25 protein-coding genes are annotated in these 24,733 nt (G+C 64.1%); 12 read left to right on the top strand and 13 right to left on the bottom strand.

All coding sequences use genetic code 11. The annotated features are described in order from the left end of the window. Positions 1-72 precede the first annotated feature (72 nt). Positions 73-306, top strand: a complete 234-nt coding sequence (locus AAHM40_RS14440; protein WP_342245264.1) for a hypothetical protein — start codon at positions 73-75, stop codon at positions 304-306. Positions 307-613: 307 nt separating this feature from the next. After that, a complete protein-coding gene (mqo, locus tag AAHM40_RS14435) occupies positions 614-2,176 on the top strand; it encodes a malate dehydrogenase (quinone) (protein WP_342245263.1) in 1,563 nt (520 codons plus the stop codon). A gap of 157 nt (positions 2,177-2,333) precedes the next feature. Here mqo and AAHM40_RS14430 read toward each other — a convergent pair whose 3' ends face one another. Further along, positions 2,334-2,621, bottom strand: a complete 288-nt coding sequence (locus AAHM40_RS14430; protein WP_028629941.1) for a PA4642 family protein — start codon at positions 2,619-2,621, stop codon at positions 2,334-2,336. A 63-nt stretch (positions 2,622-2,684) separates the two neighbouring features. Further along, a complete protein-coding gene (locus AAHM40_RS14425; RefSeq protein WP_342245262.1) occupies positions 2,685-3,173 on the bottom strand; it encodes a hypothetical protein in 489 nt (162 codons plus the stop codon). Positions 3,174-3,302: 129 nt separating this feature from the next. Here AAHM40_RS14425 and dauA point away from each other — a divergent pair, with 129 nt between their 5' ends. Beyond that, on the top strand, positions 3,303-5,057 hold the full coding sequence (dauA, locus tag AAHM40_RS14420) for a C4-dicarboxylic acid transporter DauA (protein WP_342245261.1): 1,755 nt from the start codon (positions 3,303-3,305) through the stop codon (positions 5,055-5,057). On the opposite strand, the gene AAHM40_RS14415 is transcribed toward dauA, so the two are convergent. Together AAHM40_RS14415 and AAHM40_RS14410 are read right to left on the bottom strand one after the other, a co-directional pair. Next, positions 5,024-5,497: a WbuC family cupin fold metalloprotein gene (locus AAHM40_RS14415; protein WP_342245260.1), complete on the bottom strand. Its 474-nt coding sequence runs from the start codon at positions 5,495-5,497 to the stop codon at positions 5,024-5,026. The genes dauA and AAHM40_RS14415 overlap by 34 nt on opposite strands. Before the next feature lie 3 nt (positions 5,498-5,500). Beyond that, positions 5,501-6,058, bottom strand: a complete 558-nt coding sequence (locus tag AAHM40_RS14410) for a hypoxanthine-guanine phosphoribosyltransferase (RefSeq protein WP_342245259.1) — start codon at positions 6,056-6,058, stop codon at positions 5,501-5,503. Between the two features lie 279 nt (positions 6,059-6,337). Between AAHM40_RS14410 and upp the strand changes: the two genes are divergently transcribed. Next, entirely contained in the window at positions 6,338-6,976 is a 639-nt protein-coding gene (upp, locus tag AAHM40_RS14405) for a uracil phosphoribosyltransferase (RefSeq protein ID WP_028629936.1), read from the top strand. Between the two features lie 3 nt (positions 6,977-6,979). Further along, the gene (locus AAHM40_RS14400; protein WP_342245258.1) at positions 6,980-8,257 is read left to right on the top strand and encodes a uracil-xanthine permease family protein; all 1,278 of its coding nucleotides are present in this window, start codon (positions 6,980-6,982) and stop codon (positions 8,255-8,257) included. A 130-nt stretch (positions 8,258-8,387) separates the two neighbouring features. Here AAHM40_RS14400 and AAHM40_RS14395 read toward each other — a convergent pair whose 3' ends face one another. The 3 genes from AAHM40_RS14395 to AAHM40_RS14385 form a co-directional block, all read right to left on the bottom strand. Further along, positions 8,388-9,755, bottom strand: a complete 1,368-nt coding sequence (locus tag AAHM40_RS14395) for a spinster family MFS transporter (protein ID WP_342245257.1) — start codon at positions 9,753-9,755, stop codon at positions 8,388-8,390. A gap of 139 nt (positions 9,756-9,894) precedes the next feature. Next, complete coding sequence (hemH, locus tag AAHM40_RS14390; RefSeq protein ID WP_342245256.1) at positions 9,895-10,923, bottom strand: ferrochelatase; 1,029 nt, start codon at positions 10,921-10,923, stop codon at positions 9,895-9,897. Next, complete coding sequence (locus AAHM40_RS14385; protein WP_342245255.1) at positions 10,923-11,831, bottom strand: TIGR01777 family oxidoreductase; 909 nt, start codon at positions 11,829-11,831, stop codon at positions 10,923-10,925. Before AAHM40_RS14385 ends, hemH begins: the two co-directional genes overlap by 1 nt. Positions 11,832-12,028: 197 nt before the next feature. Here AAHM40_RS14385 and AAHM40_RS14380 point away from each other — a divergent pair, with 197 nt between their 5' ends. The 5 genes from AAHM40_RS14380 (at position 12,029) to phrB (ending at position 16,680) form a co-directional block, all read left to right on the top strand. Then, entirely contained in the window at positions 12,029-13,012 is a 984-nt protein-coding gene (locus tag AAHM40_RS14380) for an NAD(P)/FAD-dependent oxidoreductase (RefSeq protein ID WP_342245254.1), read from the top strand. Positions 13,013-13,023: 11 nt separating this feature from the next. Further along, positions 13,024-13,230, top strand: a complete 207-nt coding sequence (locus AAHM40_RS14375; RefSeq protein ID WP_342245253.1) for a TIGR02450 family Trp-rich protein — start codon at positions 13,024-13,026, stop codon at positions 13,228-13,230. Positions 13,231-13,343: 113 nt separating this feature from the next. Then, positions 13,344-14,306: a YbgA family protein gene (locus AAHM40_RS14370; RefSeq protein ID WP_342245252.1), complete on the top strand. Its 963-nt coding sequence runs from the start codon at positions 13,344-13,346 to the stop codon at positions 14,304-14,306. A 2-nt stretch (positions 14,307-14,308) separates the two neighbouring features. Next, complete coding sequence (locus AAHM40_RS14365) at positions 14,309-15,238, top strand: MerR family transcriptional regulator (protein ID WP_342245251.1); 930 nt, start codon at positions 14,309-14,311, stop codon at positions 15,236-15,238. 11 nt (positions 15,239-15,249) lie between these two features. Continuing rightward, positions 15,250-16,680, top strand: a complete 1,431-nt coding sequence (gene phrB / locus AAHM40_RS14360) for a deoxyribodipyrimidine photo-lyase (protein ID WP_342245250.1) — start codon at positions 15,250-15,252, stop codon at positions 16,678-16,680. Between the two features lie 176 nt (positions 16,681-16,856). On the opposite strand, the gene AAHM40_RS14355 is transcribed toward phrB, so the two are convergent. The 6 genes from AAHM40_RS14355 to hemA all read right to left on the bottom strand — a co-directional run bounded on the left by AAHM40_RS14355 (position 16,857) and on the right by hemA (position 22,196). Further along, positions 16,857-17,372, bottom strand: a complete 516-nt coding sequence (locus AAHM40_RS14355) for an acyloxyacyl hydrolase (protein ID WP_342245249.1) — start codon at positions 17,370-17,372, stop codon at positions 16,857-16,859. 102 nt (positions 17,373-17,474) lie between these two features. After that, a complete protein-coding gene (gene murI, locus AAHM40_RS14350; RefSeq protein ID WP_342245248.1) occupies positions 17,475-18,269 on the bottom strand; it encodes a glutamate racemase in 795 nt (264 codons plus the stop codon). Further along, entirely contained in the window at positions 18,262-19,017 is a 756-nt protein-coding gene (locus AAHM40_RS14345; protein ID WP_342245247.1) for a molybdopterin-synthase adenylyltransferase MoeB, read from the bottom strand. The genes murI and AAHM40_RS14345 overlap by 8 nt, the downstream gene beginning before the upstream one ends. Next, positions 19,011-19,841: a peptide chain release factor N(5)-glutamine methyltransferase gene (gene prmC / locus AAHM40_RS14340; RefSeq protein WP_342245246.1), complete on the bottom strand. Its 831-nt coding sequence runs from the start codon at positions 19,839-19,841 to the stop codon at positions 19,011-19,013. The genes AAHM40_RS14345 and prmC overlap by 7 nt, the downstream gene beginning before the upstream one ends. Before the next feature lies 1 nt (position 19,842). After that, positions 19,843-20,925, bottom strand: coding sequence for a peptide chain release factor 1 (prfA, locus tag AAHM40_RS14335; RefSeq protein ID WP_342245245.1), 1,083 nt, complete (start codon positions 20,923-20,925; stop codon positions 19,843-19,845). Next, positions 20,922-22,196 (bottom strand): glutamyl-tRNA reductase, encoded by a 1,275-nt coding sequence (gene hemA / locus AAHM40_RS14330; RefSeq protein ID WP_342245244.1) that lies wholly within the window; start codon positions 22,194-22,196, stop codon positions 20,922-20,924. Before hemA ends, prfA begins: the two co-directional genes overlap by 4 nt. Before the next feature lie 184 nt (positions 22,197-22,380). Here hemA and AAHM40_RS14325 point away from each other — a divergent pair, with 184 nt between their 5' ends. Together AAHM40_RS14325 and lolB are read left to right on the top strand one after the other, a co-directional pair. After that, entirely contained in the window at positions 22,381-24,111 is a 1,731-nt protein-coding gene (locus tag AAHM40_RS14325; protein WP_342245243.1) for a tetratricopeptide repeat protein, read from the top strand. A 3-nt stretch (positions 24,112-24,114) separates the two neighbouring features. Continuing rightward, on the top strand, positions 24,115-24,732 hold the full coding sequence (gene lolB / locus AAHM40_RS14320; protein WP_342245242.1) for a lipoprotein insertase outer membrane protein LolB: 618 nt from the start codon (positions 24,115-24,117) through the stop codon (positions 24,730-24,732). Position 24,733 lies beyond the last annotated feature (1 nt).

Genomic DNA, 24,733 nt, shown 5'->3' with positions numbered 1-24,733 from the left:
GCTTACGGTTCCTGTCATGCCCTTGTCACGCCCGCGTGGGATAAAGGTGCTGCCCTGATTGGAGTAGTCCCGATGATCCTCTTCTGGTCCCTGTTCGCCCGTCGCCCGCAACGCCGATGCTTCGCCCTGGTGGATACCGCCGGGATCTGCCGTGGCCTGCACCAGGGAATCGACTGCCCGGCCACCGGCAACTGGGTGGAAGTCCGCGAATCCAGCCTCGCCTGGCTCGACCAGCCCCTCCCCGCCAGCGCCTGCGTCGCACCGGTCGTCGGACAGCCTGCACGCCGCCGCGCGTTGGCAGCCTGACCGGCGGATGAAGAAAAGTCACAGCAAGCGCCCTATTCCCCCGATTTCATCGTTATAATCGCCCCCCGATTATAAGGTCGTCTCCTGATCGGGCCTCGCAACACCGCACCTCGCGCCAGCTTGGGCATCCGCACAGCCCCACAGAGAGCCGTCCACTTTTCGTGCTGCCACTCGTTGGTTCGCCGCATCCTTTCGCCCGAATTGCAAACGCTTTTTGCAGGGACGCATGCGTAGTATCGCGCGCGCAGACGGAAGCGGCCTGCCCGGGGGTAGGCGATCCTTTTGAGGTTCACGTCTCCAAAAGAGCGTGAGAAGACGGTTTTTCACTACTTCACGAGAGAGTGGCGAGCAAATGGCGCAAAACGATTACGAAGCAGTGGACGTGTTGCTGGTCGGGGCCGGCATCATGAGCGCTACGCTGGCAGTACTGCTTAAAGAGCTCGATCCCGGCATCAAGCTGGAGATTGCAGAACTCCGGGAGTCGGGGGCCATCGAGAGCTCCAACCCCTGGAACAACGCAGGTACCGGCCATGCAGGCCTCTGCGAGTTGAACTACACGCCCCAGGCGGCCGATGGCTCCATCGACATCAAGAAGGCCGTCAGCATCAACGCCCAGTTCGAGGTCTCCAAGCAGTTTTGGGCCTACATGAGCGGCAAGAGCGCATTCGGCTCGCCCAAAACCTTCATCAACGCCGTCCCGCACCTTTCTTTCGTGCGCGGCGACAAGGACACTGCCTTCCTCAAGAAGCGCTTCGAGCTGCTCCGCCAACATCACGCCTTCAGCGAGATGGAGTACACCGAAGACCGCGCCACCATGGCCAAATGGACGCCGCTGATGATGAAAGGCCGCGACGCGTCCGAGAAGATCGCCGCGACCCGCGCCATGAACGGCACCGACGTCAACTTCGGCGCGGTCACCAATCAGCTGCTGCAATACCTCACCAGCCTGTCGAATACCCGTGTCAGCTACTTCCAGAAGGTCACCGACCTCAACCGTACCGACAAGGGCTGGAAAGCCAGCATCAAGAACACCCAGACCGGCACCAGCCGCGAAGTGTCCGCACGCTTCGTGTTCCTTGGTGCCGGCGGCGGCGCACTGCCGCTGCTGCAGCTCTCCGGCATCCCCGAAGGCAAGGGCTTCGGCGGCTTCCCGGTAAGCGGCCAGTGGCTGCGCTGCGACAACCCGGAAGTGGTCAAGCAGCACCAGGCCAAGGTTTACAGCCAGGCCGAAGTCGGCGCCCCGCCGATGTCCGTGCCGCATTTGGACACCCGTGTGGTCGATGGCAAGAAGTCCTTGCTGTTCGGCCCTTACGCCGGCTTCACCACCAAGTTCCTCAAGCACGGTTCCTTCATGGACCTGCCGCTCTCGGTACGCCCGAGCAATCTCGGCCCGATGCTGGCCGTCGCTCGCGACAACTTCGACCTGACCCGCTACCTGGTCAAGGAAGTGATGCAATCCCAGGAACAGCGCCTGGATGCCCTGCGCAAGTTCTATCCGGACCTGAACCCGGCCGACTGGCGCCTGGAAGTGGCCGGCCAGCGCGTGCAGATCATCAAGAAGGACGCGAAGAACGGCGGCATCCTGCAATTCGGCACCGAGCTGGTCTCGGCCGAAGACGGCAGCATCGCAGCCCTGCTGGGTGCCTCTCCGGGTGCGTCCGTGACCGTGTCCATCATGCTCAACCTGATCGAGCGCTGCTTCGCCGAGCAGGCCCGTTCCGAGCAGTGGGTTGCCAAGCTGAAGGAAATCTTCCCGGCCCGCGAGAAGGCCCTGGAAAGCGACGCGGCCCTGTACCGCGAAGTCAGCACCCGCTCCGACGAGCGCTTGGGCCTGACCAGCGTCGACACCGCGACCCAGAGCATCGCCTGAGCCACGGCATCACGCTGATCGAAAAAAAACCGCCCTTCGGGGCGGTTTTTTTGTCTGCTGAAAGCCGTCTCGACGCGCCTGTCTTGTGCAAGCCGAGCATCAGCGCCAAAGAAAAAGCCCCCACTCGATGGCGGGGCTCATTCGCTAGCGCAAGGTATCAGCCACGCGCAGCCTTGATCACTTCAATATAGGGCTCAGCCTGGCGCTGGTCCTGAATCAGGGCGATGAAGTCGTTGCCCTGCTCATCCTTGGCATTGAGGTCGTAACCGGCTTCGACGAAGAAGCCGACGAAGCGCTCGAAGTCATCGATGCGCAGGCCACGGTAGGCCTTGATCAGCTTGTGCAGCGACGGCGGCGTGGAGTCAGCCGGCTCGACCGCGAGGAACAGCTTGATCGAGTCTTCGGAGATTTCTTCGCCAATCACCTGCTTCTTGTCTTTACGCATCGCTCACTTCTCTCGGGCCAGGTATCACGGGGCGGGCAGTTTACCTCCGCCCGGCCCCCACGCTCAACGCAGGCGTACCGCGCCGCTGTGCAGGTCGGCCCAGACATGGCCGTTGGGGTAGCTGAGGAACTGGCAATACACCGGCCCGTTGCGCAACAGATCAAGCACGGCCGTGTACTGCACCATCGGGTAATTCAGGCTGAGGATGCGGCTCTGGGGGTCATAGCTCGGCTTCTTCAAGCTCTTGCCCTCGACGTCGAACTGGATCACCACCTGGCGCAATTCGGCGCCCTTGCTCAGCGGCTTGCCCTTGAGGTGCACCACGGCGGGCGAGGTGATCGGAATCGGCTGCTGGTTGGACTGGCGCTGGCTACCCAACACGACCGAGTACTCGGTGATCTGGATCAACTGCTGCTGATCAGGCTGTTCCTGGCGCAGCGAAAGATCATCCGGCGGCAGGAACTGAGCGTGCATGGGCGGGGTTTCAGCCGCACCAGCAGGCAGGCTGAGGATCAGCGCGAGAGCAGCACCGAGGCGCAGGGGCGAGGACATCGAAAGCTCCAACAGCAAGGGAGCGCAGCACTCTAGCACGGGCCCGGGGCGCCCTGGCATACGACTCAGGTCAAACCTCAACTGGCATTCCAGACCCTATACTCGGCGAGTTCCAGCGAAGGAGCCACCATGTCCACATACCTCCCCCCACTATTTGCTGCCCTGCGCCAGTCCCTGTGCGAGGGGTACTCGCTGGCTAGCCTGCGTGGCGACCTGGCCGCTGGCGTGACCGTCGGCATCATCGCCATTCCCTTGGCCATGGCGCTGGCCATTGCAGTCGGCGTAGCCCCGCAGCACGGCCTCTACACGGTGCTGATGGCCGCGCCGTTGATCGCCCTCACTGGCGGCTCGCGCTTCAATATCTCAGGCCCCACCGCAGCCTTCGTGGTGATCCTGCTGCCCATCACCCAGCAGTTCGGGCTGGGCGGTCTGCTGCTCTGTACCCTGATGGCCGGGCTGATCCTCATCGCCATGGGCCTGGCGCGCCTGGGCCGGCTGATCCAGTTCATCCCCTATCCGGTGACCCTGGGCTTCACTGCCGGCATCGGCATCGTCATCGCTACCCTGCAGATCAAGGACCTTCTGGGCCTGCAGCTGGCGCAGACGCCGCAGAACTATGTGGACCAGTTACGCCTGCTGGGCGAAGCGCTGCCGACCACTCACCTCGGCGACACCCTGGTGGCCATCGCCTGCTTCGCAGTACTGGTGTTCTGGCCGCGCCTGGTGCCCAAAGTGCCGGGTCATCTCGTGGCCCTGGCCATGGGAGCCCTGCTCGGCCTGCTGCTGGAGGCCATGAACCTGCCTGTCGCCACCCTCGGCGAGCGCTTCAGCTACGTGGTGGACGGCGTCAGCCACCCCGGCATTCCGCCCTTCCTCCCGACGTTAGCCTGGCCCTGGCAACTGCCCGGACCGGATGGCCAGCCCCTTGGCCTGTCCTTCGAGCTGATTCGCCAGTTGCTGGCGCCGGCCTTCGCCATCGCCATGCTCGGCGCCATCGAATCGCTGCTCTGTGCCGTCGTGGCCGACGGCATGGCCGGCACGCGCCACGATCCCAATGCCGAACTGGTCGGCCAGGGCCTGGGCAATCTGGTCGCACCACTGTTCGGCGGTATCACTGCCACCGCTGCCATCGCCCGCAGCGCCGCGAACGTCCGTGCCGGAGCGCGTTCGCCCATCGCCGCCATCATTCACGCCGGCGTGGTCCTGCTGGCGATGCTGCTGCTCGCGCCGCTGTTCAGCTACCTGCCCATGGCCGCGCTGGCCGCACTGCTGCTAATGGTGGCCTGGAACATGAGCGAGGCACGGCATGTGGCGCATACCCTGCGCATCGCACCGCGCAATGACGTGTTGGTGCTGCTGACCTGCCTGATACTGACGGTATTGTTCGATATGGTGCTGGCGGTAGGTGTTGGCCTGTTGCTGGCCGCGGGCCTGTTCATCAAGCGCATGAGTGACCTCACCGACACGGCCCCGCTACCACGTCACTTCCACGAAGCTCTGCACGAGTTGCCCGAACAGGTGCTGGCCTACGCTATTCGCGGGCCGCTGTTCTTCGGTGCAGCCGAGAAAGCCCTGAGCGTGCTTCGCCGTTTCAACCCCGAGGTGAAGGTGGTGATCGTCGAAATGGGGGCGGTTCCCATGCTGGACATGACGGCGCTGGCCGCCCTGGAGAACCTGCTGCACGACTACAGCCGCCAAGGCGTAGGACTGGTGCTGGTGGGCACCTCACCTCGAGTGCGACTGAAACTCCGCCGCGCTGGCGTCCACCGGGAGAGCGGACGCCTGGCCTATGTGCAGTCGCTGGAACAAGCGCGGGCCAAGGCGCTGCAATGGCTGGACAGCGATGCGCCTCAAACGAACAGCGAGCGCATCCAGGCCAGGTAATCGGCCGCACCTGGCTCACCCTCGCGAGGTGCCCAGGCCGGGTGCTCGCCTTCGCCAACCGGACGGTAAGGACCGGCCTTGCACTCGAACAGCAGGCTGTCCGGCTCCAGCACCACCAGGGCATGGAACACGCCTGGCGGCAGGTCGACGCCAATGCAATCACCGCCGGCGACCAGCTCGCGCTTGTCGGTCACCTTGCCGCCTTCATCGAAAATCAGCAGGCCCAGACGGCCCTTGAGCACCAGCAAACTTTCCGCCTTGTCGGCGGACAGGTGCCGGTGCGGCGGGATATAGGTTTCGGGTTGCAGCCCCACCGCCATGCGATGGCAGGACTCTTCCATGGCATGGAAGTTATGGTGCTGGCGCTTGCGCGGGCTCGCCGCAGCTTTCTCGGCCAATTCGGCGAACAGGCCCTGATCGAGGAAACGTGGCGCGCCCATGGCTCAGAGTCCCTTGACCGCGAAGATACCCGCGGCGTTGCGCCAGTAGCCCTTGTAGTCCATGCCGTAGCCGAAGATGTAGCGGTCTTCGCAGGGCAGGCCCACGTAATCGGCCTTCAAGTCCGGGCGGGCCTTGCGGTCGTGGGTCTTGTCGATCAGCACGGCGGTATGCACGTTGGCGGCACCGGCGTGTTTGCAGAAGTCGATGATGGCGGCCAGGGTGTGCCCCTCGTCGAGGATGTCGTCAATGATCAGCACATCGCGGTCGATGAAGGAGATTTCCGGCTTGGCCTTCCAGAACAGCTCGCCGCCGCTGGTTTCGTTGCGGTAGCGGGTGGCGTGCAGGTAGGACAGCTCCAGCGGGAAGTTCAGCTTGGGCAGCAGCTTGCCGGCGAAGATCAGACCGCCGTTCATCACGCAGAAGACCACCGGATTGCGCTCGGCCAGCTCACCGTTGATGGCTTCGCCGACCTGGGCGATGGCCGCCTCGACCTGGGTTTCGGTGTACAGGCAGTCGGCTTCGGCCATTACCTGGCGGATGTGTGCGAGATCGGCGGACATGGCAATTCCTCTGGGTTCGGCGGGGAACATGCACGGTTCCCGGTGAAAACTTGAACGGGGCGTCAAGATAAAAGTCGGCAAAGGTACCCATCCGCCTGCCCCGGAGCAAGCCCCGACGGACGAGTGTCGACCATACTGCAGCAGGCTGCTGCCGCGTGTGACAGTTCCTTGCCTGACCGCGACATCAGCGGCCGGGACCCACCAGTCAGTGCAGCACAGCCCGTGATCAATGGATTAAGCTAACGCAATTTTTTTGCCAGCCCGCCGGAGAACCCTCCCATGCCCATCCGTGAGATCCGCCACCCGCTGATCCGCCACAAGCTCGGCCTGATGCGCCGCGCCGACATCAGCACCAAGAACTTCCGCGAACTGGCACAGGAAGTCGGCGCCCTGCTGACTTACGAAGCGACCAATGACCTGCCCTTGGAAAACTACGAAATCCAGGGCTGGGCCGGCACTGTGCAGGTCGAGAAGATCGCCGGCAAGAAGATCACCGTGGTGCCCATCCTGCGCGCCGGCATCGGCATGCTCGACGGCGTGCTGAGCCTGATCCCAGGCGCCAAGGTCAGCGCCGTCGGCGTGGCCCGCAACGAGGAAACCCTGGAAGCCCACACCTACCTGGAGAAGCTTGCGCCGGAGATCGACGAGCGCCTGGCGCTGATCATCGACCCGATGCTGGCCACCGGCGGCTCCATGGTCGCGACCATCGACCTGCTCAAACGCGCCGGCTGCAAGGAAATCCGTGCCATGGTGCTGGTCGCCGCACCCGAAGGCATCAAGGTCGTCAACGATGCCCACCCGGACGTCATGATCTTCACCGCCTCCATCGATCAGAAGCTCAACGAGCACGGCTACATCATCCCGGGCCTCGGCGATGCCGGCGACAAGATCTTCGGCACCAAGCAGAAGGAAAACTGATCGATGAGTGACGAATTCAAGGACCCGCTCTGGCGTCAGGTCATCTCCGGCGCACAGATGCTTTTCGTGGCCTTCGGCGCCTTGGTGTTGATGCCGTTGATCACCGGACTGGACCCGAACGTAGCGCTCTTCACCGCCGGCCTTGGCACCCTGCTGTTCCAGTTGGTCACCGGACGCCAGGTGCCTGTATTCCTGGCCTCCAGCTTCGCCTTCATCACCCCCATCATCCTCGCCAAGGGCCAGTTCGGCCTGGCCGCGACCATGGGCGGCGTGGTGGCGGCGGGCTTCGTCTACACCTTCCTTGGTCTTGCCGTGAAGATCAAAGGCACCGGTTTCATCGACCGCCTCCTGCCGCCGGTGGTGATCGGCCCAGTGGTGATCTCCATCGGCCTGGCCATGGCCCCCATCGCCGCCAACATGGCCATGGGCAAGGGCGGTGACGGCGCCGAGCTGATTCCCTACGCCACCGCCATGTGGATTTCCATGCCGGCGCTGCTGACCACCCTGATCGTCGCCGTCTTCGGCAAGGGCATCTTCCGCCTGGTGCCCATCATCTCCGGTGTGCTGGTTGGTTTCGCCCTGTCCTTCTGGTTCGGCGTGGTCGACACCGCCAGGATCGCTGCCGCGCCGTGGCTGGAACTGCCGAACTTCACCGCCCCCGAGTTCAACCTGCAAGCCATCCTGTTCATCGTCCCGGTGGCCCTGGCCCCGGCAATCGAGCACATCGGCGGGGTGATCGCAGTGGGCAGCGTGACCGGCCGCAACTACCTGAAGAAGCCCGGCCTGCACCGCACCCTGCTGGGCGACGGCCTCGCCACCTCGGCCGCCGGCCTGTTCGGCGGCCCGCCGAACACCACCTACGCGGAAGTGACCGGCGCAGTGATGCTGACGAAGAACTACAACCCGAAGATCATGACCTGGGCAGCGGTCTTCGCCGTCGGCCTGGCCTTCATCGGCAAGTTCGGCGCCATTCTGCAGAGCATCCCGGTACCGGTCATGGGCGGCATCCTCTGCCTGCTGTTCGGTTCCATCGCCGCGGTTGGCCTGAACACCATGATCCGCCACCAGGTGGACCTGGCCGAGGCGCGCAACCTGGTGATCGTCTCCGTGACCCTGGTATTCGGCATCGGCGGCATGCTGGTGGGCACCGGCACCGGCCAGGACGACTTCGGCCTGAAAGGCATCGCCCTCTGCGCCATCGTCGCCATCGCCCTCAACCTGATACTTCCGGGCCACCAGACCTGGAAGCATCAGAGCCCGGACGATGCGCCGCACATCTGAGGCAGCGCCATGAAACAGCCCCGCGATGCGGGGCTTTTTTTGCCTGCTTGTCCCGCAGGTTGTGGCTGAGCTACGCAAAGCCCAACGATATCCACCACACCGGTTGGGCTTCGTTGCACTCAGCCACAACCTATGTGGAAGGTTGTGCCTCGCGAAGCATCGTCTCGTCCTGCGAATCCACGCCCCACTGCTGCAGGCGCTTCAAGCTTTCGCGGTACGGCTTCAAGCCGGCCCCCAGCAGCACCACCGAACTGGCCACCGCAAGGGTCGTGACGATCAGCAACGAGTAACGCAGGGCCTTGTCGTCGGCGAAGACGTAGTCGGTCACCAGGGCGACAGCCGTGGGGCCGAACCCCAGGCCGATCAGGGTGATCACGAAAAGGTAGATCGCCGAAGCCTGACCCCGCATGGCGTTGGGCATGATCTCCTGGATCGCCGCCGGCGCCACGCCGAAGGGCATGCTCAGGCAGAACACCGTGGGCGCCATCAGCACCGTGACCCAGAAGGCATCGTCCATCAGCGGGAAGAGCGCCACGAGCGGCAGCGCCCCCACGGCGGCGAACAGGCCGACACGCATGTTGGCGTCGGCCCGACCATGCTTGGCCATCCAGTCCGCCAGCCGTCCACCGAAGACGATGCCGAGACAGCCGAATACTGCCACCAGGCTGCCGTAGATCACGCCCACCTGGCCGGCGTCCCAGCCGTGGGTGCGAATGTAGAAGGTGGGAATCCAGGCGGCGCTGCCATAACCGGCGAAGGCCAGGCCGGCGAAGCCGAAGTTGTGGCAAATCACGGTGCGCCGGTTGCTGCGCAGGTAGCGACCGACTTCCGCAAGGGGCACCACCACGCCGGCGCCAACGCCGCGCCGCTGGGGTTCACGCACGGCCAGCATTAACAAGGTGAAAAGTACGCCTGCCGCGCCGAGGGCCAGGAAAATCAACTGCCAGGGCCGCACCTCGCCCACGAGCGGCAAGTGCACGTCGCCCTGTGCGGAAGCGAACTTGATCACCAGCCCACCGAGCAGGAAGGCCAGCCCGGAGCCGAGATAGACGCCCATGGAATAGACGCTGATGGCGGTGGCACGACGCTCCTTGGGAAAACTGTCAGCGATCAGCGAATAGGCCGCCGGCGATAACGCCGCCTCGCCCACGCCAACGCCGATGCGGCAGAGCAGAAACTGCCAGTAGAGCTTGGCCATGCCGCAAGCTGCGGTGGCGGCGCTCCAGAACAGCACGCCGACCGCGATCAGCCCGCGACGGCTGCGGCTATCGGCCAGACGCCCAAGGGGGATGCCACAAACGGTATAGAAAAGTGCGAAGGACAAGCCCATCAGCAAGCTCATCTGCGTGTCGCTGATGGCCAGGTCGCGGCGGATGGGCTCCACCAGCAGGTTGAGGATTTGCCTGTCGATGAAGGACAACACATACGCCACCATCAGGATGGCGACAGTGGTCCACGCGCTCAGGCTCGAGGGGTAGCCGTTGTTCTTGTTCTGCACTGGGCTCTCCTCGGCGCCGCCGGTGCGGCGCACGACGGTTGAAGAAGAACCCAGCTTAGGTGGCCATGGACAGCCTGAATACCGCAGATCACACGATATAGGCAGAGTGAATGCGCACCATGCACTCCGGCTGATAACTTCAGAGCGGCCTTACGGCCGTCTCGCAGAGCCGGGCTAGCGCCGACACCCACTGCGGATGACTATTCATGCACGGCACCAGCACCAGCTCTCGACCACCGGCTTCCTGGAACTGCTCGCTGCCGCGCTGGCCGATTTCCTCCAGCGTTTCGATGCAGTCGGCCACGAAGGCTGGGCACATCACCAGCAGCTTCTTCACGCCCTGCTTCGCCAGCTCGTCGAGGCGGGCCTCGGTATAGGGCTCGATCCACTTGTCCCGGCCCAGGCGGGATTGAAAGGACACCGACCACTGTCCGGGCTTCAAGCCGGCGCGCTCGGCGAAGGCTTCAGCGGTGCGCTGGCACTGGCTGCGGTAGCAGACCGCCAGGACCTGGTCGCTGACGCCACGGCTGTCCGGGGCACGCAAGTCGTGCTGCGGGTCGATGCCTTTCACCAGCTTGCGGATATGCCGCTCGGGCAACCCGTGGAAGCTCAGCAGCAGGTGGTCGAACTCCTGCTCCAGGTAAGGCTTGGCGCTGGCCACCAGGGCGTCCAGGTAGTCCGGCTCGGCAAAGAAGGGAGGCAGCACCGACACCTCCAGCTTCAGGCCCTGCTCGCGGATCACCCGACGTGCCTCTTCGATGGCAGTTGTGGTGGTGCTGTCGGCGAACTGCGGATAGAGCGGTGCCAGGGTGACGCGTTTAACGCCCTGCCCTGCCAATTTGCACAGCGCGCGTTCGATCGAGGGTTCGCCGTAGCGCATGGCGAGCTCCACCGGACCATGGGGCCAGTGCGGGCCGATGGCCTCCTGCAGCTCACGGCTGAGAACAATCAGCGGCGAGCCATCCGGCCACCAGATGGACGAATAGGCGTGGGCCGACTGCGCCGGGCGCTTGATCAGGATCAGCGAAACCAGTAGGCGCCGCAGCGGCCAGGGCAGGTCAACCACGTAAGGGTCCATGAGGAACTGGTCGAGGTAGCTCCGTACGTCCTCCACCGTGGTGGAAGCCGGAGATCCCAGGTTGACCAGCAGCAACGCATGATCAGTCATCAAACATCCTTAGGCTTCAGCAGGTCGCCGAGTGCCATGTCAAGATCGGTGAATGCAAAGGTGAAACCTGCCGCCCGCAACCGGGCCGGCACCGCGCGCTGCCCGCCCAGCAGCAAGCCGGACAGTTCGCCCAGCAGCAGACGCAGGACGAACGCCGGCGCCGGCATGAAAGCCGGTCGCCCCAACGCACGCCCGAGGCTGCGGGCGAAGTCGCGGTTGCGTACCGGCTGCGGCGAGCACGCATTATAGGGACCGCGCGCATCGTCCTGCCGCAAGAGAAAATCGATCAGGGCGATTTGATCATCCAGATGTACCCAGGGCATCCATTGCCGGCCATTGCCCAAGGGACCACCCAGCCCCAACTTGAACGGCGGCACCAGACGCTTGAGGAAACCACCGTCACGCGCCAGCACCAAACCGGTGCGCACCAGCACCACACGGATGCCAAGTGCGTCGGCGCGTTGCGCGGTCTCTTCCCAGGCCACGCAGAGCTGGCTGGCGAAGTCGTCGGTTACAGGCGGTGAATCCTCGGTCAGCTCCCGCTCTCCACCATCGCCGTACCAGCCTACCGCCGAGCCGCTGAGCAGCACCCGCGGCATCTGGGCGCGCTTTTCCAACCACTCAAGCAGCTGCTCGGTGAGGGTGATGCGGCTGCCCCAAAGCTGTGCCTTGCGCTTGTTGCTCCAGGGGCGATCAGCGATGGGTTCGCCGGCCAGGTTGACGATGGCGTCCAGAGGCTCGTCGCCATAGTCGGAAAACTGACTGATGCCACGCACCGCACGGCCGCACAGGCTGGCGACGCCTTGCGGTCGGCGGCTCAGGACTGTGAGCTGATGCCCCTCAGCCAGCCATCGTTGGCAGAGCGCCCGGCCGATCAGACCAGTACCGCCGGTCAGCAATATGTGCATGGCATCCTCCTCGCATGGCGCTAAGTGCGGATATCGCCCTAGTCTGGTTTATGACGTTTCGACGTGCCCCGGATTGGGCCACGCACCGTCAGAAATACAGGCATCCGCGATTGGAACCGACCAACCTGTACAACGCTTGAATATTGTACAGGTCTTGTCTAAAGCGTAGCCTGTAGCCATAGGTAACGAGGTAGACCATGAGTGCACCTATCGCCATCATCGGTACCGGTATATCCGGCCTCTCCGCCGCCCAGGCGCTCCATGCGGCTGGGCAGGACGTGGAACTCTTCGACAAGAGCCACGGCAGTGGCGGGCGCATGGCCAGCAAGCGCAGCGATTCCGGCTCGGTTGACCTTGGCGCGCAGTACTTCACCGCCCGCGACCGCCGCTTCGCCGAAGTGGTGCAGCAATGGCGCGACCGAGGCTGGGTCGCCGAGTGGTCACCGAGCCTCTACAACTACAGCGAAGGCCGTCTGCTGCCCTCCCCCGACGAGCAGATCCGCTGGGTCGGCACACCACGCATGAGCGCCATCACCCGCGCCCTGCTCGGCGCCCTGCCGGTGAACTTCGCCTGTCGCATCACCGAGGTCTTCCGTGGCGAACGCCACTGGGGCCTGCAGGATGCCGAAGGCCTCAGCCACGGCCCCTTCAGCCATGTGATCGTCGCCACGCCAGCACCTCAGGCTGCTGCATTGCTGGCCGCCGCCCCCAAACTGGCCGGCGCCGCCGCAAGCGTTGCCATGGAGCCGACCTGGGCCGTGGCGATGGGTTTCAACGAACCACTGGACACCCGCGTAGAAGGCTGTTTCCTGCAAGACAGTCCGCTAGAGTGGCTCGCTCGCAACCGCTCCAAGCCAGGTCGCGAAGCCAGTCTGGACACCTGGGTCCTGCACGCCACCAGTGCCTGGAGCAAGCAACACCTGGACATGCCCAAGGAAGCGGTGATCGAGCACCTCCATGGCGCATTCGCCGAGATGATCGGCTGTGCCGTACCAGCCCCGAATTTCAGCCTGGCCCATCGCTGGCTCTATGCCCGGCCAAGCCAGGCGCACCAGTGGGGTGCCCTCGCCGACGCCGACCTGGGACTGTACGCCTGCGGTGACTGGTGCCTGTCCGGCCGCGTGGAAGGCGCCTGGCTCAGCGGCCAGGAAGCCGCACGTCGACTGCTCGAACACCTGTGACCGCGCCGCGGTTGAACCCGCGAAAACTGCTGCTCTCGAAATGGACGGCCATAGAGCCGTCCGACCGCGAAAAACACTTTCTGGTCAGCCGTCTCATCGTCGATGACGTCGGCGTGATATGTGCTGTGGAACTCGAAGCAGTGCACAGCCACCGCAGCCAGCGCCTGCCCTGGCGCGCCCTGGCCGACACCCGCCGCTGGCAGATCGGCTGGCACTGACCCCGCCCCCAAAACTTGTACAAGGCATTTGACTTGTACAATTTTGTTTCTATTATTCCTTAAAAGCTATACATAAATCAGGACTTGTATAACTCATGTCCAGGAATCTCCCCATGCCCTTCGATTTTCCCCAGCGCCCCAAACTGGGCATCAGCGCCTGCCTCCTCGGCAACCCCGTGCGCTTCAATGGCGGGCACAAGGAATCGCGGTTATGCAGCCGCAGCCTGGCAGAGCATTTCGATTTCGTGCCCCTGTGCCCGGAAGTGGCCATTGGCCTCGGCATTCCCCGCGAACCCATCCGTCTGGTGGGCGACGCCGTTGCCCCGCGCGCAGTGAACAGCCGCGAACCTCAACGCGACCACACCGAAGCGCTGGCAGAGTTCGGCGAAATCATGGCAACGCAGCTCGACGACATCAGCGGCTACATCTTCATGCAGAAATCCCCGTCCTGCGGGTTGGAACGGGTCAAGGTCTACCAGGCCAACGGCCATACGAGCGAAGGGGGCGGCCGCGGAATCTTCGCCAGCGCCTTCTGTGCCCGCCGTCCGGACCTGCCAGTGGAAGAAGACGGTCGCCTCAATGACCCGGTCCTGCGGGAAAACTTCCTCACGCGTGTCTACGCGTACGCCCAATGGCAGGCGCTGCGTCGCGAGGGCCTGAGTCACAAGTCGATCATCGCTTTCCACTCTCGCTACAAGTACCAACTCATGGCGAACGACCCGGTGCAGTACAAGGTCCTTGGTCGCCTGCTCGGCGGCATCGGCGCACAGCCCGCGGATGAGATCGGCCCGCGTTACTTCTCGGCCCTGATGGTCGCCCTGAGGAAATGCGCCACCCGCGGAACCCACAGCAATGTGCTGCAGCACCTCAGCGGCTACCTGAAGCCTCACCTCAGCCGCCCCGAAAAGGCCGAACTCCAGCGCCTGATCGAGCAGTACCGCAGCGGCGTGGTCCCACTGGTTGTGCCTATCACCCTGCTCAAGCACCACTTCAACGGTCACCCAGACCGATACATCGCCCAGCAGGTCTACCTGCAGCCGCACCCGGAAGAACTCAGTCTGCGCAACGCCCTCTAGCCATGGACATCACCCGCGACAACCCAACGGGCAACGACTACCAAGCTGCCCTCGCCCGCGGCCTGCTACCGATCCGTGAAGTGGCGCGCCAGACTGGCGTCAACCCGGTAACCCTACGCGCCTGGGAACGCCGCTACGGATTGATCGTGCCGCTTCGCACCAGCAAGGGCCACCGCCTGTATACCCGGGAGGAAGTGGCGCGCATCCACCTGATCCTCACCTGGCTGGACCGGGGCGTCGCGGTGGGTCAGGTCAAGGGGTTGCTCAAGGGCCAAGACGCACCGGCATCTCTCGATACCTCCTCCGACTCACCCTGGGAAGAGCAGCGCCGGCACCTGTTGGAGGCCATCGGCAACCTCGCCGAGCGCCAGCTGGATGAGTGCTTCAACGCAGCCATGGCGCTGTATCCGCCCCAGACGCTCTACCGCCAGTTGCTACAGCCCCTGCTACAAGACCTGGAGCAGCGCTGGCGCACCCAGTTCGGAGGTCAGGTGGAGCGCGTGTTCCTCTACTCCTGGCTGCGCACCAAGCTCGGCACACGCCTCTACCACAACAACCGCCAGTACAGCGCCGCGCCGATCCTCCTGGTCAACGCCTCCGACCTGCCCATGGAGCCAGGCCTCTGGCTGACGGCCTGGCTCGTCAGCAGCGCCGACTGCGCGGTGGAAGTCTTCGACTGGCCGGTGCCCGCCGCCGAACTAACACTGGCCATGGCGCAGATCCAACCCCGCGCCCTGCTGTTCTACTCCAGCCAGCCGCTCGCTGCCGGCCAGTTGCCCCGACTGCTCGAAGGCCACCCCTGTCCATGCCTGCTGGGCGGTCCCGCCGCGGCCATCCACCAGGCTGAACTCGCCCCCGGCGCCACCCTGGCCGAAGGCCCGCTGGACGCCCTGCAAGCCCTTGCCAACCTGGGCCTGCTACTCAACCGATAAAGGAACGCGCCATGCGCCAACTCATGTGGTTCCGCACCGACCTGCGCGTGCAGGACAACAGTGCCTTGCACGTCGCCATGGCGGCCGGCCCCACCCTCGCCTTGTACATCGTCAGCCCCGGCCAGTGGCAGGCGCATGACGACGCACCGGCCAAGGTGGACTTCTGGCTGCGCAACCTCGCCACACTCGCCCGCGCGCTGGGCCGGGTGAACGTGCCGCTGCTGATTCGCCGCGCCGAAACCTGGGCCGACGCCCCGTCCGTGGTGCATGACCTCTGCCGCGAGTTCGATATCAGCTCCGTCCAGGTGAACGAGGAGTACGGCATCAACGAAACCCACCGCGACCGCCAGGTGGCCGAGCGGCTGGCCGCAGACGGCATTGTCCTGCGCAGCCATCTCGACCAACTGTTCTTCCGCCCCGGCAGTGTGTTGACTCAATCTGGGAGCTACTTCCAGGTCTACAGCCAATTCCGCAAGGTCTGCTATCAGCGCCTGCACATCGCCATGCCGAGTTGCCTGCCACCGCCCAGGGCGCAGGACAAGCTGGGCATCCCCAGTGACACGCCACCGGCCATGGTGGACGGCTTCCCCACGCCGCCGGAAAGCCTGCGCCAGCTCTGGCCCGCCGGCGAAGAGGCTGCCCTCGAACGCCTGGACGCCTTTGCACTGGAGGAGCTCTGGTGCTACGAGAAACGCCGCGACTTCCCCGCCCAGCCAGGCACCAGCCAGCTCTCGCCATACCTCGCGGCGGGTGTGCTATCGCCCCGCCAATGCCTGCACGCGGCACTGCGCAACAATCAGGGCGAATTCGACAGTGGCAATGCCGGCACCGTCTGCTGGATCAATGAACTGCTCTGGCGCGAGTTCTACAAGCACATCCTGGTCGGCTACCCACGCATCTCCCGGCATCGCCCCTTCCGCCAGGAAACCGAAGCCCTTGTCTGGCGCCACGCGCCAGATGAACTGGAAGCCTGGCAACAGGGCCGCACTGGCTTTCCCATCGTTGACGCTGCCATGCGCCAGCTACTCGCCAGCGGATGGATGCACAACCGTCTGCGCATGGTGGTGGCCATGTTCCTCACCAAAAACCTGATGATCGACTGGCGCGAAGGCGAGCGCTGGTTCATGCGCCACCTGATCGACGGTGACCTGGCGGCGAATAACGGCGGATGGCAATGGAGCGCGTCCACCGGTACCGATGCAGCCCCCTACTTCCGCATCTTCAACCCCATCAGCCAGTCGCAGAAGTTCGACCCGGACGGTCGCTTCCTGCGCCAATGGCTGCCTGAACTCGCCCACCTGGACAAGCGGGATATCCACAACCCGGCAAGCCTCGGCGGCCTGTTCGGCGCGCCGGGCTATCCCCCACCGCTGGTGGATCTCTCCGCAAGCCGTGAACGTGCCTTGGCGGCGTTCAGGAATCTTTCGGAACGGGTCGTGTGACGAAGACTCAGGCCTGCGGGCCACGCGGGCAATTGTTGGGCCTCCGGGAACTCACCCAACGCCGGCGGGGCCGCGCTTGCAGGTTGGGTGAAACCACGCGCGCGCAACTTGGCGGATCAACGCAAAGCCAACAAAAAACGGACACTTGGTCCGTTTTTTTGTGCTGCAGATTCGCCTCAGAAGGACAGGCGATAGTGCAGGGTATAAGTCTCTACGCCATCGTTCGGCTGCTTGATACCGGCGTTGGAATAGTGCATGGCACGTACGCCGACTTCCTGGTTGGCGAAGCGCAACCCCAGGCCCAGGCGGTCTTCGAACTGGAAGGACGAGCCCAGGTCATTGTCTTCCAGATCGGTGTTTTCGAACACGGCAACGCCGATACCGGCTTCGATGTAGGGCTTCACAGTCTCACCGACGAATTCATAGACGAACACCGGCGAGAAGGACAGGCTGTGGTTGCTAGAGGTCTCGTCACCTTCCCAGTAGGTGTAGGCGGCGTCCCAGTAACCGGTCAGGCGACCCACGTCGCTCTGGAACCAGCTGCTGGAGAAATCGAACTGGGTCCCCAAGCGATACACCATCGTGGACTCGCCAGTCTGGCCTATATCCAAAGAAACATCCGCCGCCTGAGCGGAAGCAATGTGACCGATAGACATGGCTGCTGCGGCGGCCCAGCAGAAAAGCTTCTTCATGAAAACAGTCCTTTTTCTGAAGTGCTGAAAGAACGTGTTAATACCTAGTTGCGATTATAGATAGCTTTTTAAGCGGGGAAAGAAATCTGGCGGACTTTTCGGTCAGTTAGGGAACTTGTCCACGCGGGCGGACTCGCCCCAGAGCACCGGCAGGATTTCCTGCATCATCGCCGGGTCGCCACTCGACCAGAAACGACATTGCTTCGCCTCCCCGTCCGCCAGCAGACCACGTGCATCCAGCAGACGTTGGAGCTGTCGGGCAACTGCCGCACCGGTATCGATCAGGCTGACGGAGTCCGGCACCATCTGGCGCAACAACGGACGCAGAAACGGGTAGTGGGTGCAACCGAGGATCAACGTATCGCACCTCTCGGCCAACAGCGGCTCGACATAGCCAGACAACAGGGCACGCGTCTCCGGGCCCATGAGGTCGCCGGCTTCGATGCGCTCCACCAGTCCCGGACAGGGTTGGGTAATCACCCGCACGTCCCCCGCGAAGCGATCCAGCAGCGCAGCGAACTTGGCGCTCTTCAGCGTGCCCGTGGTCGCCAGTACGCCCACGACACCACTGCGCGTGGCCGCCGCTGCCGGCTTTACTGCGGGCTCCATGCCGACAATGGGCAGCTGTGGGTAACGCTCGCGCAGATCGGCTACGGCCGCCACGGTCGCGGTGTTGCAGGCCAGCACCAGCGCCTTGGCGCCCTGCCCAAGCAGGAACTCGGCGATGTGATGGCTGCGTACGCGGATGAAGTCGGCGCTCTTTTCACCGTAGGGGACATGGCCACTGTCGGCCACGTACAGCAGCGATTCGCGGGGCAACAGTGTGCGGATTTCCCGCAGGACGGAGAGGCCGCCAACGCCCGAGTCGAAGACGCCGATCGTGGCCGCCTCAGGCATGCCGGACACCGCAGACTTCGCAGGCGGGGTCGCGCTTGACCCGCAGTTCGCGGAAGCGACTGCCCAGGGCATCCACCAGCAACAAGCGGCCGACCATGGGCTCACCGAATCCGGCCAGCAGCTTCAGCGCTTCCAATGCCTGCAGGCTGCCCACCAGGCCAACCAGTGGACCGACCACGCCGGCTTCGCTGCAAGTCAGCTCGGCTTCACTGCCATGACCGTAGAGGCAGTGGTAGCAAGGGCTGTCGTCGCGACGCGGGTCGAAGACCGAAAGCTGGCCCTCGAGACGAATTGCAGCGCCAGACACCAGCGGTTTGCCGGCTGCCACGCAAGCGGCGTTGACGGCTTCGCGAGTACCGAAATTGTCGGTGCAGTCCAGTACCAGATCCACCGCAGCGACAGCGGCGGCCAGGGAATCCTCATCCAGCGCACGGGAGTGCGGCACCAGGTGCACGTCCGGATTCAACGCAGCAAGGCGGGCCAGGGCCGAATCGACCTTGCGTTGCCCGACGCTGTTGCTGTCGTGGACGATCTGTCGCTGCAGGTTGGTCAGGTCGACGGTGTCGAAGTCTGCCAGGTGCAGCTCACCTACTCCGGCTGCGGCCAGGTAGAGGGCGACCGGAGAACCCAGGCCTCCGAGGCCGACGATCAGGGCACTGCTCTGCTTCAGCCGCAGTTGGCCGTCGACGTCGATCTGCGGCAGGAGGATCTGCCGGCTGTAGCGAAGGAGTTCCTGATCGCTCAGCATGGCCATTGTCCGAGGGAGATGCGTTCGTGGTCACCCAGGTCGCGGCGGCTTTCCACGTGCTGAAAGCCCTGGCGGGCCAACAGGTCACGCACGGCCGGAGCCTGGTCGTAACCATGTTCCAGCAGCAACCAGCCACCAGGCAGCAGGTGCTTGGGTGCGTCCCGGATGATCAGGCGGATGTCGTCCAGACCATCGGCGCCGGCGACCAGGGCACTGGTCGGTTCGAAACGCACGTCCCCCTTAGCCAGGTGCGGGTCCTGGGAGGGTATGTAAGGCGGATTGCTGACGATCAGCGCGAAGCGTTGCTCGCCCAGTGCGGAGAACCAATGGCTCTCGACGAAGCGGGCATTGTTCAGTTTGAGCCGCGCGCGGTTGCGCTCGGCCAGCGCCACGGCTGCGGATATGCGATCGACACCGGTTACCTCCCAGCCCAGGCGCTCGCATGCCAGGGCCAAGGCAATAGCTCCGGTGCCAGTACCCAGGTCAAGCACCTTGGAGGTACTTGCCGGCAGCAGGGCCAGCGCCGTTTCCACCAGCAGTTCGGTATCCGGACGCGGGATCAAGGTATCGGGTGCTACCTCCAGGTCCAGGCTCCAGAAGCCTTGGTGGCCGAGGATGTAAGCCACCGGCTCACCCATGCGGCGGCGCTGCAAGTAGCTGGCGAAACGTTCAGCCACTTCGCTGGAGACCACGCGTTCTGGCCAGGTGTGCAGGAAGCTGCGCGGCTTACTGAGGGCGGCAGCCAGCAGCAGTTCGGCATCCAGGCGCGGGGTGGGGGAGTCAGGCAACTGAGCTTGCCCGAGGAGGCTGGCGATGATGGTCACGTCAGTCTCCCAGAGCCGCGAGCTGGTCGGCCTGGTATTCGGCAAGCAATGGCTCGATCACCGCATCCACTCCCCCGGCCATGACGTCGTCCAGGGCGTAGAGAGTGAGGTTGACGCGATGGTCGGTAACCCGGCCCTGCGGGTAGTTGTACGTACGGATGCGCTCGGAACGGTCGCCCGAGCCCACCAGCAAACGACGAGTGTCGGACATTTCCTTTTGAGCGGCGGCTTCCTGCTGGTCATTCAGCTTGGCTGCGAGCCACGCCATGGCCTTGGCGCGGTTCTTGTGCTGGGAACGCTCTTCCTGGCACTCGACGACGATGCCCGATGGGATGTGGGTGATCCGCACCGCCGAATCGGTCTTGTTGACGTGCTGACCACCGGCGCCCGAGGAGCGGTAGGTGTCGACGCGCAGATCGGCGGGATTGATCTCGATGGCGGCCTGCTCGTCGGGTTCCGGCAGCACGGCGACAGTGCAAGCGGAGGTATGGATGCGCCCCTGTGACTCGGTTTCCGGCACCCGTTGCACACGGTGCGCTCCGGACTCGAACTTGAGCTTGGCGTAAACATTGTCCCCCTCGACACGGGCAATCACTTCCTTGTAGCCACCATGCTCACCCTCGTTCTCGGAGAGAATCTCGACCCGCCAACCCTGGCGCTCGGCATAGCGGGAATACATGCGGAAGAGGTCGCCGGAGAAGATCGCCGCCTCGTCGCCGCCGGTACCGGCGCGGATTTCCAGGAACACGTTGCGACCGTCGTTGGGGTCCTTGGGCAGCAGCATGCGCTGCAGGCGGTCTTGCAGCTCAACCAACTGTTCGCGGGCGAGAGCGACTTCCTCCTCGGCCATCTCACGCAGGTCCGGATCATTGTCCTTGAGCAGCGCCTGGGCGCCTTCGAGATCACTCTGGACCTTGCGGAACTCGCGAAACGCCAGAATCACCGGCTCGACCTCGGCAAACTCCTTGGAGTAAGCACGGAATTTCCCTTGGTCACTGATGACTTCGGCATCGCCGAGCAGGGCGGTGAGCTCCTCGTAGCGGTCCTGGAGGAGGTCGAGCTTGTTCAGCAGGGAAGCTTTCATTGCGAACGTTTATCCGAGCCCTCGTCGAGGGCGAAGAGTTCCTGGGCCACGGCCAGCGCGTCGAAGCGACCGTCGGCAGAGAGTTTCTTCAGCTGCACGCTGGGGGCGTGCAGCAGCTTGTTGGTCAGGCCACGGGCCAGCAGGGCCAGCACTTCTTCGGCCGAAGTGCCGTTCTGCAGCATGCGCTGCGCCTTGGTCACTTCCTCGTCACGCAGACGTTCGGCCTGCTGGCGATAGGCTCGCAATACGTCAACTGCGGCCAGCTCACGTAGGCGCTGCATGAAGTCTTCGACGCCAGCACCCACCAGCTCCTCGGCAGCCTGGGCTGCACCCTGGCGGCTCTTCAGGTTTTCCGCGACTACGTCGTGCAGGTCGTCCACGGTATAGAGGTAGACGTCGTCCAGTTCACCCACTTCGGGCTCGATGTCACGCGGGACAGCGATGTCGACCATGAAGATCGGTTTGTGTCGACGTTGCTTCAGCGCACGCTCCACCGCGCCCTTGCCAAGAATTGGCAACTGGCTTGCTGTGGAGCTGATGACGATATCGCTGTTGACCAGTTCCTGGGGCATGTCAGCCAGCAGCACGGCATGAGCGCCGAACTCTTCAGCCAGGATGCTGGCACGCTCCAGGGTGCGGTTGGCGACCACGATGCGCTTCACGCCCTGCTCGTGCAGGTGGCGGGCGACCAGGGTAATGGTCTCGCCGGCGCCGATCAGCAGCGCCTGGCTGCGGTGCAGGTCGGAGAAGATCTGCTTGGCCAGGCTGACGGCAGCGAAGGCCACGGAAACCGGGTTCTCGCCAATGGCGGTGTCGGTACGCACCGTCTTGGCGGTGCTGAAAGTCGCCTGGAACAAGCGGCCGAGCAGCGGACCGACCGTACCGGCCTCACGGGCAACGGCGTAGGCGGACTTCATCTGGCCGAGGATCTGCGGCTCTCCGAGGACCATGGAGTCCAACCCGGAGGCAACGCGCATCATGTGGCGGACGGCGGCATCGTCCTGGTGCACATAGGCACAGGCGCGCAGCTCTTCCAGGCTGAGGTTGTGGTAACCGGCCAGCCAGGCGAGGACCTCATCGGTGCTGGGGTGGTCCTGCTCCAGGTAAAGCTCACTGCGGTTGCAGGTGGAGAGGATCGCCGCCTCGCGGCTGGGCGTTATGCGACACAGCTGCTGCAGGGCCTCAACCAGCTGCTCGGGGGTGAAAGCCACGCGTTCGCGGACATCCACCGAGGCGGTCTTGTGGTTGATACCAAGAGCAATGAAGGCCATGCAGGGTCGCTAACTGAAACAGGAGGGCGCGCAATTGTCCTACTTCACCCGAACAACGACAACCACCGCCGATAATTGTCTGCCCGACCAGGTTTGCCCCCCGCGGGTTGCCGCCCCGCCCCATGTGCTAGCCTGACGGCTTGTGTCATGATGAGACACTCGCTGGTTAGTCGCCTTCCTTCCTATGAATAGATCCCTCGCGTTGCTGACCGCCCTGCTGTTTCTCGGCGGCTGTCAGAGCTTGACCCACAAGTCCCCGGACGGCACCCCGCCGGTCGAGGAAGGCAGCCAGGCCTCCGCGCCCGCCAAGCCCGAGGTCTATGGTTCGTTCAACCGCGAAACCCTCTACGCCCTGCTCGCCGCCGAACTGGCTGGCCAGCGCAACCGATTCGACATCGCCCTCGGCAACTATGTCCAGCAGGCCAACGCCACACAGGACCCGGCTGTAGCCGAGCGCGCCTTCCGCATCGCCGAGTACCTCGGCGCAGACCAAGCCGCACTGGACACCTCGCTGATCTGGGCCAAGAACGCTCCCGACAACCTTGATGCCCAGCGCGCCGCAGCCGTGCAACTGGCGCGCTCCGGCCGTTATGACGAAGCCATGACCTATATGGAGAACGTGCTCCAGGGTCAGGGCGACACCCATTTCGACTTTCTCGCGCTCTCTGCCGCGGAAACCGACGCCGATACCCGCGCAGGCCTGTTGCAAAGCTTTGACCGCCTGCTGACCAAGTACCCGGACAACAGCCAGCTGGTATTTGGCAAGGCCGTGCTGCTGCAACAGGATGGCCGCACCGAAGAAGCACTCGATCTGCTCGAAGGGGTGCCCTCCGACGACAAGGAAATTGCCCCGATCCTGCTGCGCGCTCGCCTGCTGCAAAGCCTCAAGCGTGGCGACGAGGCCCTTCCGCTGCTGCAGAAGGCCATCAAGCAGCACCCGGACGACAAGCGCCTGCGACTGACTTACGCCCGCATGCTGGTAGAGCAAGGTCGCCTGGACGAAGCCAAATCCGAGTTCTCCGGCCTGGTCCAGCAATTCCCTGATGACGACGACCTGCGCTACTCCCTGGCGCTGGTTTGCCTGGAAGGCGAAGCCTGGAACGAGGCCCAGGTCTACCTGGAAGAACTGGTGGAGCGCGGCAGCCACGTCGATTCAGCGCACTTCAACCTTGGCCAGGTCTATGAAAAGCGTGGCGACAAAGACAGCGCGCTGCTTGAGTATTCGCTGGTCGGTCCCGGCAATGACTACCTGCCGGCGCAAATGCGCCAGGTGGAAATCCTTCTGGAAAGCGGCAAGCCCGACGAAGCGGAAGCGCGCCTGGCCAAGGCCCGTGACGCCCAGCCGGACTACGCCATCCAGCTTTACCTGATCGAAGCCGAAAGCCTGGCTGAGCGCCAGCAGCCCGAGCGTGCCTGGAAGGTCATCCAGCAGGGCCTGCAGCAGTATCCCGATGACCTCAATCTGCTCTATACCCGTGCCATGCTGGCCGAGAAGCGCAACGACCTGACCCAATTGGAGAAGGACCTGCGCTTCATCATCGAGCGCGAGCCGGAAAACGCCATGGCGCTGAACGCCCTTGGCTACACCCTGGCCGACCGTACCACGCGTTACGACGAGGCCAAGAAGCTGGTGGAACAAGCCCACAAGCTCAACCCGGATGACCCGGCCATCCTGGACAGCCTCGGCTGGGTGAATTACCGCATGGGCAACTTGCCTGAAGCCGAACGGCTGCTGCGCCTGGCTCTCGAGGAGTTCCCCGACCACGAAGTCGCCGCGCACCTGGGTGAAGTGCTCTGGGCCCAGGGCAAACAGGTCGAAGCCCGCAAGATCTGGGCTGATGCCCTGCAAAAGCAGCCTGACAGCGCCATTCTCCGTGACACCTTGCAACGCCTGACTGGCTCCGGAGCCCTCTGATCCATGTGTTTACGTAACCTCCTGGCAGCTGGCGCGCTTCTCCTGCTCACCGGCTGCGCTGCCCTGACTCCCCATGAAACCCTCGAAGGCCAAGGCAACCAGGCCTCCTGGAATGCGCACAAAGCCCAGGTCAGCACCCTCGACGGCTGGCAGATCAGCGGCAAAGTAGGCATCCGCGCCCCCAAGGACTCGGGAAGCGGCACCCTGTTCTGGCTGCAGCGCCAGGACTATTACGACATTCGCCTTTCCGGCCCGCTGGGCCGTGGTGCAGCGCGCCTGACTGGCCGCCCGGGCAAGATCGAATTGGAAGTAGCCAATCAGGGCCGTTACCAGGCCGAAACCCCCGAAGCGCTCCTGGAAGAACAGCTCGGCTGGCGCCTACCGGTGTCCCACTTGCTCTGGTGGGTGCGCGGCTTGCCAGCCCCCGACACTCGCAGCCGCCTGACCCTCGACGGAGCCAGTCGCCTGGCCCAACTGGAACAGGACGGCTGGCAAGTGCACTACCTGAGCTATGTCGAGCAGAACGGCTATGCCCTGCCCGAGCGCATCAAGCTCAGCGGCGAGAACCTCGACGTCACCCTGGTGATCAAGGACTGGCAACCACGCCAGCTCGGCCAGTGAA

Source organism: Pseudomonas sp. OTU5201 (assembly GCF_038440135.1).
GTDB classification, from domain to species: Bacteria; Pseudomonadota; Gammaproteobacteria; order Pseudomonadales; family Pseudomonadaceae; genus Metapseudomonas; species Metapseudomonas resinovorans.
The sequence above is the reverse complement of the archived record's forward strand: the minus strand, read 5'-3'. Positions and strand labels throughout refer to the sequence as shown.